Source organism: Polynucleobacter sp. AP-Kolm-20A-A1 (assembly GCF_018688315.1).
Classification (GTDB): Bacteria; Pseudomonadota; Gammaproteobacteria; order Burkholderiales; family Burkholderiaceae; genus Polynucleobacter.
Genome location: NZ_CP061315.1, coordinates 1142213 through 1158462, shown reverse-complemented (window position 1 = coordinate 1158462; position 16250 = coordinate 1142213). Strand labels below are relative to the sequence as shown.

The following is a 16250-nucleotide window of genomic DNA, read 5'->3' as shown; positions in this document are numbered from 1 at the left end:
GCCCCTGATTTATGCTGCATAGCAATATATGAATTCTTGGTTAAGATAAACACACCAAAAGAAGGGGTTCTTAGGAATCCTCAGAACAAAAAGACTTAATAGGAGAGCACTCATGGCAGATTTAAATGTCAATGGCAAAAAATACAAACTGGATGTCGATCCAGACACCCCGTTGCTTTGGGTAATTCGTGAGCAAGTCGGATTAACCGGAACTAAGTATGGCTGTGGCGTAGGTCAATGTGGTGCTTGCACTGTGCTCTTCGAAGGACAAGCAATTCGTAGTTGCTCTATTCCAGTTTCTGCTGCTGAAGGCAAAAAGATTGAAACCATTGAGAGTCTTGAAAAGAATGGACAACTCTCCAAAGTGCAAAAGGCTTGGGTAGACAATCAAGTGCCGCAATGTGGTTACTGCCAATCTGGCATGGTGATGGCGACTACAGCGCTCTTGCGTAACACTCCAAAACCAACTGATGCGCAAATTGATGCAGCTGTTACAAATATCTGCCGTTGCGGAACCTTCCAACAAGTGCGTGATGCTATTCATGCAGTAAGCAAGGCATAAGGGGAAAGACATGACTACAAATACAAATACTTCCCGCCGTCATTTTGTTATTGGCTCCAGTGCCATTGCTACTGGCTTGGCTATTGGCTTTGATCTTTCCTTAATTTCTTCAGCAAATGCTGCAATGGGCACTGGCACTACAGCCATGACACCATTAGCTTCCCCTGAAATTGGTATCTGGGTGGTAGTTAAGCCAAATGATGATGTCATTGTTCGTATTGTTCGCTCAGAGATGGGTCAGGGAACAATTACTGGTTTGGCGCAAATGGTTGCTGAAGAGTTGCAGTGTGATTGGAAAAAAGTTTCCTATGACTATCCATCACCAGCAGAAAACTTAAAGCGCAAACTCGCATGGGGTAGTTACTCTACTGGCGGTAGTCGCGGTATCCGCACCTCTGAACAGTACGTTCGCAAAGGTGGCGCTGCTGCACGCATGATGTTGATTCAGGCTGCGGCTAACCAATGGAATGTACCTGTAGAAGAGTGCGTAGCAAAAGACAGCGTCATTACCCACACACCATCCGGCAAAAAAACAACTTTCGGAAAAGTATCGGTAGCTGCATCACAGTTGGAAGTTCCAAAAGATGTGCCATTGAAAGATCCAAAAGAGTGGAAGCTCATTGGTAAGTCTGTAAACCGTATTGATGGCGTGGCTGACAAGGTCACAGGTAAGCAAATTTATGCAATTGATTTGAAGATGCCTGGCATGTTGGTTGCCAACATCAAAGAATCTCCAGTATTTGGCGGCAAGGTTAAGAGTTACGACGCAGCCAAGGCTCAGAGTATGAAGGGTGTTAAGAAAGTAGTGCAAGTAGGCGACTCTGCAGTAGCAGTAGTGGCCGACACTTTCTGGCAAGCCAAAACTGCTTTAGACCAAGTGAATATTGTTTGGGACAACGGCGCCAACGGCAATGTGAGCAGCGCTTCTATTAAGAAGATGCTGGAAGAGGGCTTAACAGCTGATGATGCATTTGTTCATAACAGCAATGGCGATGTGAAATCTGCCATGTCTAGTGCGTCTAAAAAATTAGAAGCTACCTATTTCTATCCCTTCTTGAATCATGCAACGCTTGAGCCACAAACTGCGACTGCAAAATGGACGGCTGACTCATGCGAAGCTTGGGTGCCAACGCAAGACGGCGAGGCTTCATTGGCTGCGGTAATTGCTGCATCAGGTTTGCCTGCAGAGAAGTGCAATGTCTACAAGGTCAACTTGGGTGGCGGCTTTGGTCGTCGTGGCGCCTTCCAGGACTACACCACTCAAGCAGTCAATATTGCCAAGCAAATGCCAGGCACGCCAATCAAATTGATTTGGACTCGTGAAGAAGATATGACTCAGGGTCGCTACCATCCGGTCATGATGTGCAAAATGTCTGCAGCAATTGATGATAAGAAGAATGTCACCGCTGTAAATATGCGCTTATCAGGCCAGTCTATTTTGGCGGCAGTGCGTCCTGCGGTTGTGGCTGCTAATAAGGGTAAAGATCCGTTGGCGTTTCAAGGTGTAGAGCCAATTGGTGAGCACGGTATTACCTATAGCTTCCCTAATTTGAATATCGATCATGCAATGCGCAATACTCATGTCCCTCCAGGCTTCTGGCGTGGTGTGAACGTCAACCAAAATGCGATCTTTATTGAAACATTCATGGATGAGATGGCTGAAGCTACTGGCATGGACGCTGTTGAATTCCGTCGCAAGCATATGAAAGAGTTCCCACGTGCTGTTGCAGTGCTCAATGCTGTGGCTGATGGCATCGGCTGGACTAAGCCAGCTGCACCAGGCGTATATCGTGGCGTAGCGCAGATGCGTTCATTCGGAAGCTATGTTGCTGCAGCTTGTGAGCTATCAGTGACCAATGGTAACGAAGTGAAGATTCATCGTATTGTTGCTGCTACTGATCCTGGTTATGTGGTCAATCCAGCTCAAGTGGCTCGCCAAGTATCTGGTTCATTTGTTTATGGCTTGTCGGCATTGTTTGAAGAAGAAATCACAATTGAAAAAGGCGCGGTGGTTCAAAAGAACTTCGACACCTTTAATTCAATTCGCCTTTCTCAAATGCCTAAGGTTGAAACCATCATCATTCAAGGTGGCGGTAAAGACTGGGGTGGTGTTGGTGAACCAACGATTGCGGTTGCAGCACCAGCGGTGCTCAATGCGATCTATCGTGCTACCGGCAAGCGTTTACGCACCGTTCCTTTGAAGAACAGCGGCATCAAGCTGGTTTAACGACGTAAGCGCCTTGAAACTTTACTCATGAGAAAGAGGTATGTCCCAGCAATATTTTTGCTGGGCATCCTCAATCTCAGTTTAGTGGGTGCACAAACCGTAAGCGGAGTACAGGCAGAAGGAGTGAATGGAGGGGGCGCAGTTTTGCAGCCCCTTACTAGCACCCCAGGTGATCCTATTCGTGGGCGAGCCATTGTTGCTAATCGCCAAACTGGTCTTTGCCTTCTATGTCATAGCGGGCCATTTCCAGAGGAGCGCTTTCAGGGCAATCTTGCTCCTGAGTTAAGTGTGAGTGCAGGGCGATATACGGTTCCCGAGCTGCGTGCACGCATTATGGACGCCAGCCGTTTTAATCCCAATACGATCATGCCAAGTTATTACCGGGATGATCATTTGTATCGAGTAGCCGCCAAATTTAAAGGTGAAACTATTTTGAGTGGCCAAGAGATCGAAGATGTTGTTGCCTTTCTAGCAAGCATGAATAATTCAAATCCAAAATGAATAAGCACACCAATCATTTCATAAGCAACAGTCGGCGTATTTTTCTAACGGGCCTTGGAAAGTTATCTCTATTGACTGCGGGCGCGTGGTTTACTCCTCAATTTGCATTCGCTAAAAAAGAAGATGCATCTGAGGCTATCCAAAAAATCACTGGAAATGCCCCAATCAAAGATGGGCGAGTGAAGTTAGTCATTCCACCCTTGGTGGAAAACGGTAACTTGGTGGTATTGAAGGTGAGTGTAGATAGCCCAATGACTGCCGATGACTATGTCAAAGCAATTCATGTCATTGCAGAAGGTAATCCGTTGCCCAATATCTTCACGGCTTATCTAACGCCCCGTTCAGGTACGGCAAATATCACCACACGCGTACGTCTGGCGGATAGTCAGACGGTTTGGGCTATTGCCCAAATGAGTGATGGAAGTTTTTGGAGTGGCTCAGCGGAAACTTTAGTGACCCTGTCTGCTTGTACGGAGATGGTATGAGTAAAACTTCACGCACCTCGATCACAGTACCTGCGACAGCAAAAAAAGGATCCATTATTGAGATTCGTGCGATTGCTCAGCATGACATGGAGTCAGGCTTTCGTTATACAGAAGGCGGTAAGCTCATACCTCGCGACATTATTCGCGTCTTTACTTGCACCTACAACAACGTTGAAGTCTTTAAGGCGGACTTTTATCCTGGTATAGGCGCAAACCCCTTGATCATTTTCACAACGATTGCTACTGAATCAGGCTCAATTGAATGTAGGTGGGTTGGTGACGATGGCTATGAGTCAGCAAGTCAGGCGCGCATCACTGTCTCGTGAAAAACATCAGCACGTATTTATCGGCGAGTGTTCTTAGCCTATTGATTTTAGGGGCAACATCCAGCCTATCTGCTGAGGTTCAAACTAAGCAAAAACAATCTAGCTATGAGCTGATGTCTTCTGAGAACAAGGCTATGCAAGACGATGCCAGCCTTAATCCAGCGATATTCTGGGTAACCGACGGCCAAGCGCTATGGCAAGAAAAGCTGGGCCCTAAAAATGCTGCATGCGCCAGCTGTCATGGTGACGTCAAGCAATCTATGCGTGGTGTTGCGGCTCAGTTTCCGAAAATGATCAAGGGAAAATTGCAGACACTCGAGGGGCAAATTAACGCTTGCCGAATGAATACCCAAAAAGCACCTCAACTTGCTTATGAAAGCAAAGAGTTGCTATCGCTCACGGCGCTGATTGCGATGCAGTCCAAAGGTATGCCGATTACAGTGCAAAAGAATGCTGCCAATGCTGCGCAGATGAATCAAGGCGAGCAATGGTTCAATAAAAGAATGGGGCAGCTCAACCTATCGTGCGCTCAGTGTCACGAAGACAGGGCAGGTCTTAAGCTTGGAGGAAGTGTTATTCCTCAGGGACATCCGAATGCCTATCCCATCTATCGGCTGGAGTGGCAGACTCTCGGATCAGTTCAGCGCAGACTGCGCAACTGCATGAGTGGCGTCAGAGCGCAGCAGTTTGACTATGGTTCATCAGAAATGGCTCAGCTAGAACTATTTCTGATGTGGCGTGCTAAAGGCCTCCCCATGGAATCTCCAGGAGTGAGGCCTTAGGAGTATTAGTCTGAAAAGACTACTGAGGTGGCGCCGTTAATCAACACGCGATCATGTAGGTAGTAGCGCAATGCTCTGGAGAGTACTGTGCGCTCAAGATCTCTACCTTTGCGAACGAGATCTTCTGGAGTATCGCCATGAGTAACGCGGGTCACGTCTTGCTCGATGATTGGGCCTTCATCCAAATCGCTAGTGACAAAGTGTGCGGTTGCGCCAATCAACTTAATGCCGCGCGCATGGGCCTGGTGGTAAGGCTTTGCACCCTTAAAGCTCGGTAGGAAGGAGTGATGAACGTTGATGCAGCGACCAGAAAGCTTGGTAGAGAGATCATCAGACAAGATTTGCATATAGCGAGCCAAAATCACCATGTCTACTTTAGAGTCGGCAATAATTTCTAAGAGCCTTGCTTCTTGAGCAGGCTTTGTCTCAGCAGTTACTGGCAGATGATAAAAAGGAATGTCGGCAAAATCGATGCTGGCATATACGTCGCGCGGGTGATTAGAAACAATGCCGCAAATGATCATCGGCAATTCACCGATGCGCCAGCGGTAGAGTAAATCTACTAAGCAATGATCTAGTTTGGAAGCCATGATGAGTACGCGCTTAAGATCTTTAACGGCGCGCAATTCCCAAGTCAACTCGAAACGCTTGGCGATTTCTAAAAATCCAGCCTTCAGTGCATTGGCATCGGATGGACAACTAAAGCTCACACGCATAAAGAAACGCTTTGATGCTTTGTCATCAAATTGCTGTGCCTCCTCAATGTCGCCACCTGCATCGAAGATGTAGGTTGATACTGCGGCAACAATGCCTGGCTTATTAGGGCAGGTGAGTGTGAGGTAGTAGTTTTCAGTTGTCATGGCTAATTCATCAAAAATGCGTGTAAACCCTGATTTTAGACTGTTCCAGCTTATTGCTTGGCGGTCTCTGTGGTGATGTCGCTTGGGCCAAGCAGTGGCGTGCTTTTATCGGTCACTGGAGGTAGGACAACGTCGATGCAGATTGGCTTAGCGCCCACGACGTTAAAAAAGCTGCATTCTTTCTTGGTGGCTGCTGAGGCAGCATGTTCTAAAGGGGATTTACCAGTAGCGGCCGTGGACGCAAGACTGGTTGCTGTCATTGGGTTTGCTACTGCTGCAGTTGCAGCTGTAGTGCCTGCGGAGCTTGCCACAGCAGTGCCGCTGGCGCCGATCGCTGCAATTGGCGCTACGCACCCTTGCAGAAGCAGTAAGCCTATAAATGAAAATACAAAAGCCCAGCGCTTAGCTAGGCTTAGTGAAAATTTATTGTTTAATCTTGCAAACAACATTAAACACCCCAGCCGTCCATGATTCGCTAACGACAGGCTCAAATTTGCTATCAGGCGTTCTGACGTCAGAGACGATTTTGCCTTTCCCTTTATTGCCAGAATATTCTTTGTAAGCAATGGGGCGATAGCTAACCTCGGGGCAGTTGTACTCATTCAATCCAATGATGGAGCCAACAGGCTTTTTATTGGTGGGATTCACGCCAGGTTTTTTGAAATCCAACATCGAAACAATTGCAGTGAGTTCCTCGTATGTGCTGACGGTTTCCATATCTACATATACAGCCATCACTTCATTTGATCCTAGCTCTTTCCATTCAGCATGAGCGGGGTTGGCAAACGTCAGTACGAGTGATGCGATAGAGAGAAGTGAAAGCTTCATTTTTTTCATTGCAGAATCCTTAAATGGCGACGATTTCAATCGAATACCGTATTTTAGCGCCTGAAAAAGGCGCTGGAGGTGCTTTTATCGGTTGTTGAGCTCAAGCTGGCGCTTGGTGTTCTCAGGCTTCATTTGCAGTGGGAGGTACTGGTTGCTAGCCCAAAGCGAATTCATATTGCGATATAGCGTACTTTGCACCCAGCCAGATTGGCCTGTTTGGTAAATAAAGATCGATTTTTCAAGATCAGCAAAGTCATAAACCGCGCGCATGCTTGGGGCCTGTACGGTTTCATAGGGATTGCTGGAGCGAAGTAACTCTAGTCTTCCAACGTTCACGGTATTACTATCGCCAGGAAAAGGCGTCGTGATGTTAAATAGTTTGCCAAGCAGGGGAACCTTGCTAATCGGGCGATGTTCTGAAGTGGCTGTATGTGCTTGACCCCAGGACCACTTCTTAGGATCGTTGCCATACTCCTTAGATAGATATTCCAAAGCTTTATCAAAAGCCTTGTTCGATGACTCGGGACAAGTTTCTACTGTCGGTGTTTTTGCATCATCACACCAAGGACTATTCGGATTTTGAAGCTGTGCAATTAGTGCGCCACGGTAATTGCGGTTGCCATAATTCTCGGTAAATAAATAACTCAATCTTGAGAATAGATTTCGAGTGAGATGATCTGCCCAAGCATTAAACAGGAGCGCGCCAGGACTGTTGACCGTCATGTCACCATCAAAGCTTTGGGCAAGTTCAAGCGCTTGCGCTGCCAGTGGATGGCTTGGTTGGCTCGATTTAAAGAGCGGCAGCAGGGGGAGCGAGGTTAGCGAGAGCGTATCACCCTGCATAGTTTTCATATATTCCAGGTCATGACTGTTTCTGGATTTAATTAAATCGGAAATTCGGTCGTAGCGGGCTGAAAGATCCCAGTCCCCAGTCAGTGGGTTAGGGTCGTTACTAGAGATAATTCTTTGATTAGCTGTAGCGATCCACCCTTGCTCAGGGTTGTTACTTGATGGCAAATGATCAAATGGAACATAGCCATTCCAATCATTTTGCTTTTCCCATCCGGGTGCTGGTGCTACACCATAGAGTCCGTGGTGGAGCAAGCGCTTAGGCGCTACACCGGCAGCTTGATAGGCAATGTTTCCATCACTATCAGCCATCACCACATTTTGCATAGGCGCATAGTTTTTGCGCAGGGCTAATTTAAGCGAATCCAAATCTTTTGCGCGATTCATTTCTAAGAGACCCACAACCGATTGATTCTCAACATCAAGCGCAGTCCAGCGAAGCGCTAGAGCATAGCGATCAGTATCAATTGCTTTCTTTGCTCTTGCATAGGAGTCGGAGATCACTGGCCCATGACGCGTTTCTTTAATTAAGAAGGTAATGGAGGGTGATCCTTTGACATCAATAATTTCTTGGCGCACTTTAAATGGCAGTAGTCCATCGGGTCCGCGATACATCCCCGGGTTTTTGGAATCAATTTGCTCGATGTATAAATCTTGGACATCGGGATTGGTGTTAGTAAAACTCCACGCAAATTTATCCGTTCTCCCCAAAACAATTGCCGGAATTCCAGGAAGGGTTCCACCAATCACATTGAGCCCAGGAGCATCGATGTGGGCAAAGTACCAAATTGCTGGCGCAGATAAACCTAAATGGGGGTCATTGGCCAATAAGGGCTTGCCGCTGGCAGTGAGTTTGCCACTCAAAGCCCAGTTATTTGAGCCCACGCCATCCGTAGCACCTGCAAGGTCAAGGCCAGACAGCTCAGTAGTGGGGAGGTTTTTAGAGCGGTTGACTGGTTGTCTGTCGGTCTGGCTAAACACCTTTAGCTCGCGATACATTTTTGCAAAATCGACGTTGCTGACGGGGTCGTTCTCAAAAGATGGCATGACCTCCCAAATTTGCTTGGTAGTCAGAAATTGAGATAGCTCAAGGCGTTGCAATTCTTTATTCCAATTGCCACCAAGGTCGTAAGCCATCATCAACATCCAGGCCACGCTATCAGTAGGAGACCAGTGACCTGGTTTTGAGCCAGTCAAAAAGTATTCAATGGGAAGTGCCCAACCTAGTTGGGCGTTGCCTGCGTTCACACCATCAGCGTATGCCTGCAAGAGACGCTTTGCTGAAACAGGGTAGCGATCAAATTGATGCTCAGCGGCACGCTTAATTCCTAGTGTGCGAATGAAGCGATCAATGCTGACGGTTTCTTGACCTAAGATTTCAGAAAGGCGACCGCTAGCAATGCGACGATTCATTTCTAATTGCCAGGAACGCTCTGAGGCGTGCAGATATCCAAGAGCAAACAGCGCATCTGCTTGGCTATTGGCTTTGATGTGCGGGATATCGGACTCATCAAATGTAATAACAACAGAGTCACCAATCCCCTTGATGATGCGCTTTCCGGAGGGGTTGGATTTTGCGGAAGAAAGATAAAGAATCACAACTGCAAGTAGGGCGACGATGCTTATTCCCAGCACCCAAATAAGGGGGCGCAAGAGTTTGCGGAGTCCGGCCGGATTGGCAGTCGATTTCATTCGAATATTTTAGTGGTTTTGGCGGGATAAGCCTGGGGCCGCAAGATGGGGGTTTCCCGTGCCTATTTGGGCTTGCATGCTAAAATTTCGCTTGTCTTGATTTATTTAGCGCTGCAGTTATCTGCTAGTGCGAGCCCGAGTGGTGAAATCGGTAGACACAGCAGATTTAAAATCTGCCGACTCAAAAAAGTCGTGCCGGTTCGATTCCGGCCTCGGGCACCATCAATATATCGGGTAAGTCGCACTGTATCCACTGCGTCCACGCCTTGGTTTACCTTATTCTCTATCTTATGAATTTCATCCGCCGCCTCATTTGCTCTTGCTTAGTTCTGTCATCTGCTTCTGCGTGGGCTGTTGATGTCCTTGAGTTCAACTGCAAGCGTTCTGAAAAAGGCTACACCGAAGATTACGAGATGAAAATTTCACTCGCTTCTGGCACCCAAAAAGCTAAAGTATTTTTAGATGATCGCGACTTGGATCAGGCGGATGGTTTCGGAATACAAACTGTTAAAAGTGTCACGCTTGCGCGCCCCAACATTTTGATCTTAATAGAAGCCAAGTTTGAACCAGAAGAAATTATGGGCGTTTCATATCCGGCTGGAACTGTAGTGACAAACATTACACTTGATCCAGTTACCGGTAAATTTAAGAAGGTCGAGAAAATACAGGGAGGTATCTTGGGGGCAACCATCGGCAATGGCACTCATACCAGCGAAGAGACATGCTTCCCTTCCAAGATGCCCTATAGAGCTAAATAAAAGACCAAATAAAACACCAAATCCGTTTAATTAGGTTCGGTTACAAATCCAAGTTTAGTTAGGCCCGCTCTGCGTGAGGCTGCGAGCACTTGCGCTACATATTCATACTTAACAGATTTATCTGCACGCAAGTTAATCTCAGGTTGCGGATCCTTTTGTGCAGCTTTCTCAGCATAGCCATCGAAGGTTTTGAGATCAATCGCGGTGCTATTCCAAAAGATTTGACCATTCGCATCAATTGATAGTTGCACGGACTCCGGCTTAACTTCATTGCGTACGCTATTAGCCTTAGGCAATTCCACCTTGACTGCTTGTTGGATAACGGGCAGGGTGATGATGAAGATAATCAATAGCACCAACATGATATCCACCATAGGAGTCATGTTGATCTCGGCCATGATGCCATCATCGCCTTGGTCGTCTTGAATGTGAAAAGACATTCTTATTCCCCGGAGTTAACGCGTGCGCCAGTCACAAAATACGCTAACAAGTCATTACCAAAGCGATTGAGATCAGCGACAAATAATTTGTTTGCACGGTTTAGCGCGTTAAAACCCAATACCGCTGGAATTGCCACTGCCAAACCAAGGGCCGTCATGATGAGTGCCTCGCCAATTGGGCCAGCCACTTGATCAATCTGAGCACTGCCTGAGCTACTAATGGAAATCAAGGCATGGTAGATGCCCCACACGGTACCAAACAGACCAACGAAAGGAGCAATTGCACCGGTTGAACCTAAAAAGGTGAGGCCCTTTTGAAGTCCTGCTGCAATGCCATCAATACTGTTCTTAACGCTTCTGGCCATCCACTCAGAGTAATTTAAGGTTTGCAATAGTTCGCGGTGATTGCTTGATTGGCTTTGGTGGTGCGCTGAAGCCTTGGTTGCTGATCTCGCAATCTGATAGTAAGGGTTGTTGGCATGATCAGAGAATGACTGAATGCCTTGCTCAAAAGAAGTAGCGTGCCAGAACTTTTCGAGTTCAGGCTTGAGTTTTCGTAGATTGCGCAGATCCCATAGGCGGGTTAGCAAAATCACCCAAGTTACGATCGAACTTGTTAAAAGTACCAATGCTACAAAGCGAGTAATTGCATCTCCTTCGAGCCAAAGATTTGCAATGCCAAATGGTGTATTCATAATGATTAATTCTTAAGATTAAATTTAATTAAGAGATTGGTGGAAATTCGTTGAGGTGAGCCATTCACCAAAAAAGGTTTAAAGCGGTAACGTCTGCCAATATCAGTGGCTGCACGATCGAGTCTAGGGAAGGCGCTTGATTGCAATATAGCAACATCCTCGACCTCACCTGTTTCAGAAATAATCAAACGTACAACCACGGTTCCTTGTTCGCCAGATCTCTTGGAGAACGAAGGGTAATAAGCATCCGCATCAGGCTGATATACAACGACCAGTTTACCAATGTCCGTCTGAATGGGTGTGCCACTAGCCCCGCCGCTGGTTGCTGGCGCTACAGAAGCATTTTGAGTCTGAGACTCACTTTTTTGCTGCTGACTTTGTGGGGTTGGGTTTGATTGAGCTTGGGTAGGCGAAGGCTTTTCAGTAGTCTTCTCGGGCGGCTTTTTCTTCGGCTCTTGCTTCGGCTTTGGGGGAGGAACAGGAGCTGGAGCAGCCGCTTTTTGACCTGCAGTATCTGGGCTTACTAAATTGGCCATGACACGCGTGTCATCCATTTTGGGGGGTGGAGCACTCCAATGCAAAAGATCTAGTGCGGGTAAAGCATGCAGCAAAATCACAATACCAATGATGATGCGTTCCGTTTTATTAAACGGTAGGTGAGAAGAGATCTTGTCTAAAAAAGCGCTCATTACACGCCACCCAATACAGCGCCCAATGCTTTTGTTTCTAGTGCATGCAGATTTAAATCGGCAGATAAAAGATCTTGTGCCATATTTAAAAGTGCAGGGCCGTCTTTGCTGCTGACAAATGTAACCGAGCCCTTGCCAGTTGCATCAACCGACTGATTGATTGATTCCAGCTGTCTTTTGAGTTGCCTTACTACCGCATCACTGGTATCAATTAGGCTGATGGAGTCACCCAACAATTTGCGAATAGATTTTCGCAAGAAAGGGTAGTGGGTACAGCCTAGCACCAAGGTATCTGAACCCGCATCTTGAATCGGCTCTAAATGTTTTGCCAATAACTCAAATGTTTCTTCACTATCGGCCTTGCCTGCTTCAATCAAGGGAACAAGGCCAGCACCCGATTGCTTGATGAACTGGCAATTGCCGGGCAGCGTTGCCAACAGCGCATTGAACTTGTCGCTCTTTAAAGTAGCTTCAGTGGCTAAGACACCCACAATGCCATTTTGGGTTTTCATGGAAGCAGGTTTAATGCCCGGCTCTACGCCGATGACTGGAATAGAAATATCAGCACGAATCTGTTTGATCGCTTCAGCAGTCGCCGTATTGCAGGCGACTACGATGGCATCGCAACCCTGACTCGCTAAGTATTGGCATAAAGCAAGACTGCGCTGCGCAATCCAATCGCTCGATCTCTCGCCATAGGGTGCGTTGGCAGAATCCGCTAGATAGATGTAATCATGCTGCGGAAGCTGGCGCAAAGACTCATCCAAAATGGATAAGCCTCCAACGCCAGAGTCAAATACTCCTATGAGAGCCAATGTCGGGCCAGTAAGTTCTTAAGCAATCTTTACTGGAATACCAGCAATTTTGGCTTGCCACTCTTTAGGACCAGTCTCATGCATCGAGATGCCTTCTGAGTTCACGGCAACTGTTACCGGCATGTCTTTGACATCGAATTCATAAATCGCTTCCATGCCTAAATCAGCAAAGCCAACCACTTTAGAAGTCTGGATTGCCTTAGACACTAAGTAAGCGGCGCCACCAACAGCCATCAGGTAGGCAGACTTATGTTTCTTGATTGCTTCAATCGCAACTGGACCACGTTCTGCTTTACCGATCATGGAGATCAAGCCGGTCTTCGCAAGCATCATCTCGGTGAACTTATCCATGCGTGTTGCAGTAGTAGGACCTGCAGGACCAACCGCTTCTTCACGAACTGGATCTACTGGGCCAACGTAATAGATCACGCGGTCTTTAAAGCTCACTGGCAATTCTTCGCCTTTGGCGAGCATGTCTTGAATACGCTTATGCGCTGCATCACGGCCAGTCAAAATCTTGCCGTTCAACAATAAGGTTTCACCTGGTTTCCAGCTGGCTACTTCTGCTGCTGTCAGGGTATCTAAATTAACGCGTTTAGATTTCTTGGTATCTGGTGTCCATGTGACATCTGGCCAATCAGAGAGGGAAGGCTTCTCTAATTTTGCAGGACCATCGCCGTGTAAGTGGAAGTGCACGTGACGGGTGGCAGCACAGTTCGGAATCATCGCCACTGGCAATGAAGCAGCGTGCGTTGGGTATTCCATAATCTTGATATCGAGAACAGTAGCTAAACCACCGAGGCCTTGTGCACCAATACCCAGCTTGTTTACTTTCTCGTAGAGTTCTAAGCGCAACTCTTCAGCACGAGTCTTCGCGCCACGAGCGATCAGCTCTTGAATGTCGACCGGACCCATTAAAGATTCTTTAGCCATCAACATGGCTTTTTCTGGTGTGCCGCCAATACCGATGCCAAGGATGCCGGGAGGGCACCAGCCAGCGCCCATGGTCGGAACAGTTTTCAGAACCCAATCCACAATAGAGTCAGAAGGGTTGAGCATGACCATCTTGGCCTTGTTCTCTGAGCCACCACCTTTGGCAGCGCAAATGACTTCAACATCATCGCCGGGAACGATTTCGTAATGGACAACAGCAGGGGTGTTATCGCCTGTGTTTTTACGTTTGCCTGCAGGATCAGTCAATACTGAAGCGCGCAGCATATTGTCTGGGTTGAGGTAAGCGCGACGCACACCCTCATTCACCATCTCAGTAACACTCATCGTGGCATCAGACCACTGAACGTTCATACCGATTTTGAGGAAAACCACTGCAATACCAGTGTCCTGACACATTGGGCGGTGACCTTCGGCGCACATGCGGCTATTGGTCAGAATTTGAGCGATCGCATCCTTGGCAGCTTCACCTTGTTCGAGCTCATAAGCCTTGCCCATGGCGGTAATGAAGTCCTTTGGGTGGTAGTAGGAAATGAACTGGAATGCGTCCGCAACGCTTTGAATAAGGTCGTTTTGTTTGATATTTGTCATGGTTTTTGGCTTATTTCCACATTATTAGTAAGGTTTGCCCTATTTTAAGGGTTTGCCATAGAGCAAATCCCGGGTGTTTTCACTTATCTTCTAAGGTCTTGAGGGCGTACACCCTTCATTTTGCGATATTTTCGCGCATTTGTAGATTTAATTAGTTTATTGATTATTAGATAGAGGGCCTAGAAGCATGGAACCATTAAAACAAGAAAACCGCGTATTTCACCCACCAGAGGATTTTGTTAAGGGCGCGGCTATTCCAGGCATGGAGGCTTATAACAAGCTTTGCGCTGAAGCTGAGAAAGATTATGACGGCTTTTGGGGTCGTCTCGCTAAAGAAAATATCTATTGGAAAAAGCCATTCACCAAAGTGTTGGATGAGTCCAAGGCACCTTTTTACAAATGGTTTGAAGATGGCACAACAAATGCCTCTTATAACTGTTTAGATCGTCAAGTTGAAGCAGGCCTTGGCGACAAGACTGCCATCATTTTTGAAGCAGATGACGGTACGGTTACTAAAGTTACTTACAAAGAAATGCTCGAGCGCGTTTGCAAAATGGCAAATGCACTTCGCAAAATGGGCGTTAAGTCTGGTGACAGCGTCATCATTTACATGGCAATGACTATTGAAGGCATTGTTGCGATGCAAGCGTGTGCTCGTATCGGCGCAATTCACTCTGTTGTGTTTGGCGGCTTCTCCGCACAAGCATTGCGTGATCGCATTATGGACGTTGGCGCGGTTGCAGTGATCACTGCTGATGGCCAGTTCCGTGGCGGTAAAGCTCTGCCATTGAAGGCTATTTGCGATGAAGCGCTTTCTACTGGAGAGTGCCCTAAGGTTAAGCATGTGATCGTAAGCAAGCGCACCGGCACAGATGTTGCGATGCAAGCTGGTCGCGATGTTTGGATGCAAGAAATCGTTGCTAATGAAGCAACTACTTGTGAGCCAGAGTGGGTAAGTGCAGAGCACCCATTGTTTATTCTTTACACATCTGGTTCGACTGGTAAGCCAAAGGGCGTACAACATTCAACCGGTGGCTACCTCTTGTGGGCAATTCTCACAATGAAGTGGACTTTTGACATTAAGCCTAACGATGTGTTCTGGTGTACAGCTGACATCGGTTGGGTAACAGGTCACTCATACATTACTTATGGCCCACTCGCAGTAGGCGCTACTGAGATTGTGTTTGAAGGCGTTCCAACTTATCCAAATGCTGGCCGTTTCTGGGAGATGATCCAAAAACACAAAGCATCTATTTTCTATACAGCACCAACAGCAATTCGTTCATTGATCAAAGCATCAAGCAATGACGAAGCAGTGCATCCAAAGAGCTATGACTTATCTTCATTGCGTCTCTTGGGTTCTGTAGGCGAGCCAATCAATCCTGAAGCATGGATGTGGTACTACGAAAACGTTGGCGGCTCACGTTGCCCAATCGCAGATACTTTCTGGCAAACCGAAACTGGCGGTCACATGATCTCCCCGTTGCCAGGCGCAACACCAATGATTCCAGGTTCATGCACATTGCCATTGCCAGGTATTCAGGCAGCAATTGTTGACGAAGCTGGTGTAGATGTTCCAAACGGTCAGGGTGGTATCTTGGTTGTTAAACGTCCATGGCCTTCTATGATTCGTACGATCTGGAATGATGCCGATCGTTTCGTGAAGTCTTATTTCCCAGAAGAGTTAGGCGGTACTTTGTATCTTGCAGGTGACGGCGCAATCCGTAACAAAGATACTGGCTACTTCACCATTACTGGTCGTATCGATGACGTGTTGAACGTTTCCGGTCACCGTATGGGAACAATGGAAATCGAATCTTGCTTAGTTGCTAACCCATTGGTTGCTGAGGCGGCAGTAGTTGGTCGTCCAGATGAGTTAACCGGTGAGGCAATCTGCGTATTCGTGGTTCTCAAAGGCGGCCGTCCAACTGGTGAGGAAGCGAAGAAGGTTGCTACTGAACTGCGTAACTGGGTTGGCAAAGAAATTGGCCCAATCGCTAAACCAAAAGACGTTCGTTTTGGCGATAACTTGCCTAAAACCCGTTCCGGCAAAATCATGCGCCGCTTATTGCGTGTGATCGCTAAAGGCGAAGAGGTTACTCAAGACACTTCAACTTTGGAAAACCCACACATCTTGGACCAGCTCAAAGAGTCTCTATAACTAGCCAAATAGGCTTTTAGAGGCAAACCCTTTCGGCA

The 16250-nt window shown here is 47.2% G+C and carries 17 protein-coding genes and 1 tRNA gene; 9 read left to right on the top strand and 9 right to left on the bottom strand.

The genetic code is table 11. The annotated features are described in order from the left end of the window. Window positions 1–112: 112 nt before the first annotated feature. From C2745_RS05770 to soxA, 6 genes are read left to right on the top strand one after another with little or no spacing between them, the layout of a single operon-like run. Entirely contained in the window at window positions 113–562 is a 450-nt protein-coding gene (locus C2745_RS05770; protein ID WP_215383427.1) for a (2Fe-2S)-binding protein, read from the top strand. Between the two features lie 10 nt (window positions 563–572). Then, entirely contained in the window at window positions 573–2789 is a 2217-nt protein-coding gene (locus C2745_RS05765; protein ID WP_215383426.1) for a xanthine dehydrogenase family protein molybdopterin-binding subunit, read from the top strand. A 27-nt stretch (window positions 2790–2816) separates the two neighbouring features. Then, on the top strand, window positions 2817–3290 hold the full coding sequence (gene soxX / locus C2745_RS05760; protein ID WP_215383425.1) for a sulfur oxidation c-type cytochrome SoxX: 474 nt from the start codon (window positions 2817–2819) through the stop codon (window positions 3288–3290). Further along, window positions 3287–3775, top strand: coding sequence for a SoxY-related AACIE arm protein (locus C2745_RS05755; protein ID WP_215383424.1), 489 nt, complete (start codon window positions 3287–3289; stop codon window positions 3773–3775). Before soxX ends, C2745_RS05755 begins: the two co-directional genes overlap by 4 nt. Further along, complete coding sequence (locus tag C2745_RS05750; protein ID WP_215383423.1) at window positions 3772–4101, top strand: thiosulfate oxidation carrier complex protein SoxZ; 330 nt, start codon at window positions 3772–3774, stop codon at window positions 4099–4101. The genes C2745_RS05755 and C2745_RS05750 overlap by 4 nt, the downstream gene beginning before the upstream one ends. Next, the gene (gene soxA / locus C2745_RS05745) at window positions 4098–4883 is read left to right on the top strand and encodes a sulfur oxidation c-type cytochrome SoxA (RefSeq protein WP_251368301.1); all 786 of its coding nucleotides are present in this window, start codon (window positions 4098–4100) and stop codon (window positions 4881–4883) included. The genes C2745_RS05750 and soxA overlap by 4 nt, the downstream gene beginning before the upstream one ends. Before the next feature lie 5 nt (window positions 4884–4888). Here the strand turns inward: soxA and purU are convergent, their stop codons facing one another. The 4 genes from purU to C2745_RS05725 all read right to left on the bottom strand — a co-directional run bounded on the left by purU (window position 4889) and on the right by C2745_RS05725 (window position 9112). Further along, window positions 4889–5743: a formyltetrahydrofolate deformylase gene (gene purU / locus C2745_RS05740; RefSeq protein WP_215383422.1), complete on the bottom strand. Its 855-nt coding sequence runs from the start codon at window positions 5741–5743 to the stop codon at window positions 4889–4891. 50 nt (window positions 5744–5793) lie between these two features. Beyond that, window positions 5794–6192, bottom strand: coding sequence for a hypothetical protein (locus C2745_RS05735; RefSeq protein ID WP_215383421.1), 399 nt, complete (start codon window positions 6190–6192; stop codon window positions 5794–5796). Next, window positions 6167–6580, bottom strand: coding sequence for a surface-adhesin E family protein (locus C2745_RS05730; RefSeq protein WP_251368300.1), 414 nt, complete (start codon window positions 6578–6580; stop codon window positions 6167–6169). The genes C2745_RS05735 and C2745_RS05730 overlap by 26 nt, the downstream gene beginning before the upstream one ends. 75 nt (window positions 6581–6655) lie before the next feature. Beyond that, on the bottom strand, window positions 6656–9112 hold the full coding sequence (locus C2745_RS05725) for a penicillin acylase family protein (protein WP_215383420.1): 2457 nt from the start codon (window positions 9110–9112) through the stop codon (window positions 6656–6658). 133 nt (window positions 9113–9245) lie between these two features. Between C2745_RS05725 and C2745_RS05720 the strand changes: the two genes are divergently transcribed. Beyond that, window positions 9246–9334: transfer RNA gene (locus C2745_RS05720), tRNA-Leu, on the top strand. A 68-nt stretch (window positions 9335–9402) separates the two neighbouring features. After that, window positions 9403–9870 (top strand): hypothetical protein, encoded by a 468-nt coding sequence (locus tag C2745_RS05715; protein ID WP_251368299.1) that lies wholly within the window; start codon window positions 9403–9405, stop codon window positions 9868–9870. Between the two features lie 26 nt (window positions 9871–9896). Here the strand turns inward: C2745_RS05715 and C2745_RS05710 are convergent, their stop codons facing one another. Genes C2745_RS05710 through C2745_RS05690 form a run of 5 tightly spaced genes read right to left on the bottom strand, consistent with a single transcriptional unit; the run spans window position 9897 to window position 14051 of the window. Next, on the bottom strand, window positions 9897–10310 hold the full coding sequence (locus C2745_RS05710; RefSeq protein ID WP_215383419.1) for a biopolymer transporter ExbD: 414 nt from the start codon (window positions 10308–10310) through the stop codon (window positions 9897–9899). Window positions 10311–10312: 2 nt separating this feature from the next. Then, complete coding sequence (locus C2745_RS05705; RefSeq protein ID WP_215383418.1) at window positions 10313–11005, bottom strand: MotA/TolQ/ExbB proton channel family protein; 693 nt, start codon at window positions 11003–11005, stop codon at window positions 10313–10315. Between the two features lie 5 nt (window positions 11006–11010). Next, entirely contained in the window at window positions 11011–11694 is a 684-nt protein-coding gene (locus C2745_RS05700; RefSeq protein ID WP_215383417.1) for an energy transducer TonB, read from the bottom strand. After that, a complete protein-coding gene (gene murI / locus C2745_RS05695; RefSeq protein WP_215383416.1) occupies window positions 11694–12509 on the bottom strand; it encodes a glutamate racemase in 816 nt (271 codons plus the stop codon). Before murI ends, C2745_RS05700 begins: the two co-directional genes overlap by 1 nt. An 18-nt stretch (window positions 12510–12527) precedes the next feature. Beyond that, window positions 12528–14051, bottom strand: coding sequence for a fumarate hydratase (locus C2745_RS05690; protein WP_215383415.1), 1524 nt, complete (start codon window positions 14049–14051; stop codon window positions 12528–12530). 187 nt (window positions 14052–14238) lie between these two features. On the opposite strand from C2745_RS05690, the gene acs reads away from it, so the two are divergent. Next, window positions 14239–16212, top strand: a complete 1974-nt coding sequence (gene acs / locus C2745_RS05685) for an acetate--CoA ligase (RefSeq protein WP_215383414.1) — start codon at window positions 14239–14241, stop codon at window positions 16210–16212. Window positions 16213–16250 lie beyond the last annotated feature (38 nt).

What these genes read in the sequence shown, in the direction of transcription:
- C2745_RS05710 (WP_215383419.1), bottom strand. Translation starts at nt 10,310, where the DNA reads ATGTCTTTTCACATTCAAGACGACCAAGGCGATGATGGCATCATGGCC.
- C2745_RS05725 (WP_215383420.1), bottom strand. Translation starts at nt 9,112, where the DNA reads ATGAAATCGACTGCCAATCCGGCCGGACTCCGCAAACTCTTGCGCCCC.
- acs (WP_215383414.1), top strand. Translation starts at nt 14,239, where the DNA reads ATGGAACCATTAAAACAAGAAAACCGCGTATTTCACCCACCAGAGGAT.
- soxX (WP_215383425.1), top strand. Translation starts at nt 2,817, where the DNA reads ATGAGAAAGAGGTATGTCCCAGCAATATTTTTGCTGGGCATCCTCAAT.
- C2745_RS05755 (WP_215383424.1), top strand. Translation starts at nt 3,287, where the DNA reads ATGAATAAGCACACCAATCATTTCATAAGCAACAGTCGGCGTATTTTT.
- C2745_RS05735 (WP_215383421.1), bottom strand. Translation starts at nt 6,192, where the DNA reads ATGTTGTTTGCAAGATTAAACAATAAATTTTCACTAAGCCTAGCTAAG.
- C2745_RS05770 (WP_215383427.1), top strand. Translation starts at nt 113, where the DNA reads ATGGCAGATTTAAATGTCAATGGCAAAAAATACAAACTGGATGTCGAT.
- C2745_RS05705 (WP_215383418.1), bottom strand. Translation starts at nt 11,005, where the DNA reads ATGAATACACCATTTGGCATTGCAAATCTTTGGCTCGAAGGAGATGCA.
- C2745_RS05765 (WP_215383426.1), top strand. Translation starts at nt 573, where the DNA reads ATGACTACAAATACAAATACTTCCCGCCGTCATTTTGTTATTGGCTCC.
- C2745_RS05700 (WP_215383417.1), bottom strand. Translation starts at nt 11,694, where the DNA reads ATGAGCGCTTTTTTAGACAAGATCTCTTCTCACCTACCGTTTAATAAA.
- C2745_RS05730 (WP_251368300.1), bottom strand. Translation starts at nt 6,580, where the DNA reads ATGAAAAAAATGAAGCTTTCACTTCTCTCTATCGCATCACTCGTACTG.
- C2745_RS05690 (WP_215383415.1), bottom strand. Translation starts at nt 14,051, where the DNA reads ATGACAAATATCAAACAAAACGACCTTATTCAAAGCGTTGCGGACGCA.
- C2745_RS05750 (WP_215383423.1), top strand. Translation starts at nt 3,772, where the DNA reads ATGAGTAAAACTTCACGCACCTCGATCACAGTACCTGCGACAGCAAAA.
- C2745_RS05715 (WP_251368299.1), top strand. Translation starts at nt 9,403, where the DNA reads ATGAATTTCATCCGCCGCCTCATTTGCTCTTGCTTAGTTCTGTCATCT.
- purU (WP_215383422.1), bottom strand. Translation starts at nt 5,743, where the DNA reads ATGACAACTGAAAACTACTACCTCACACTCACCTGCCCTAATAAGCCA.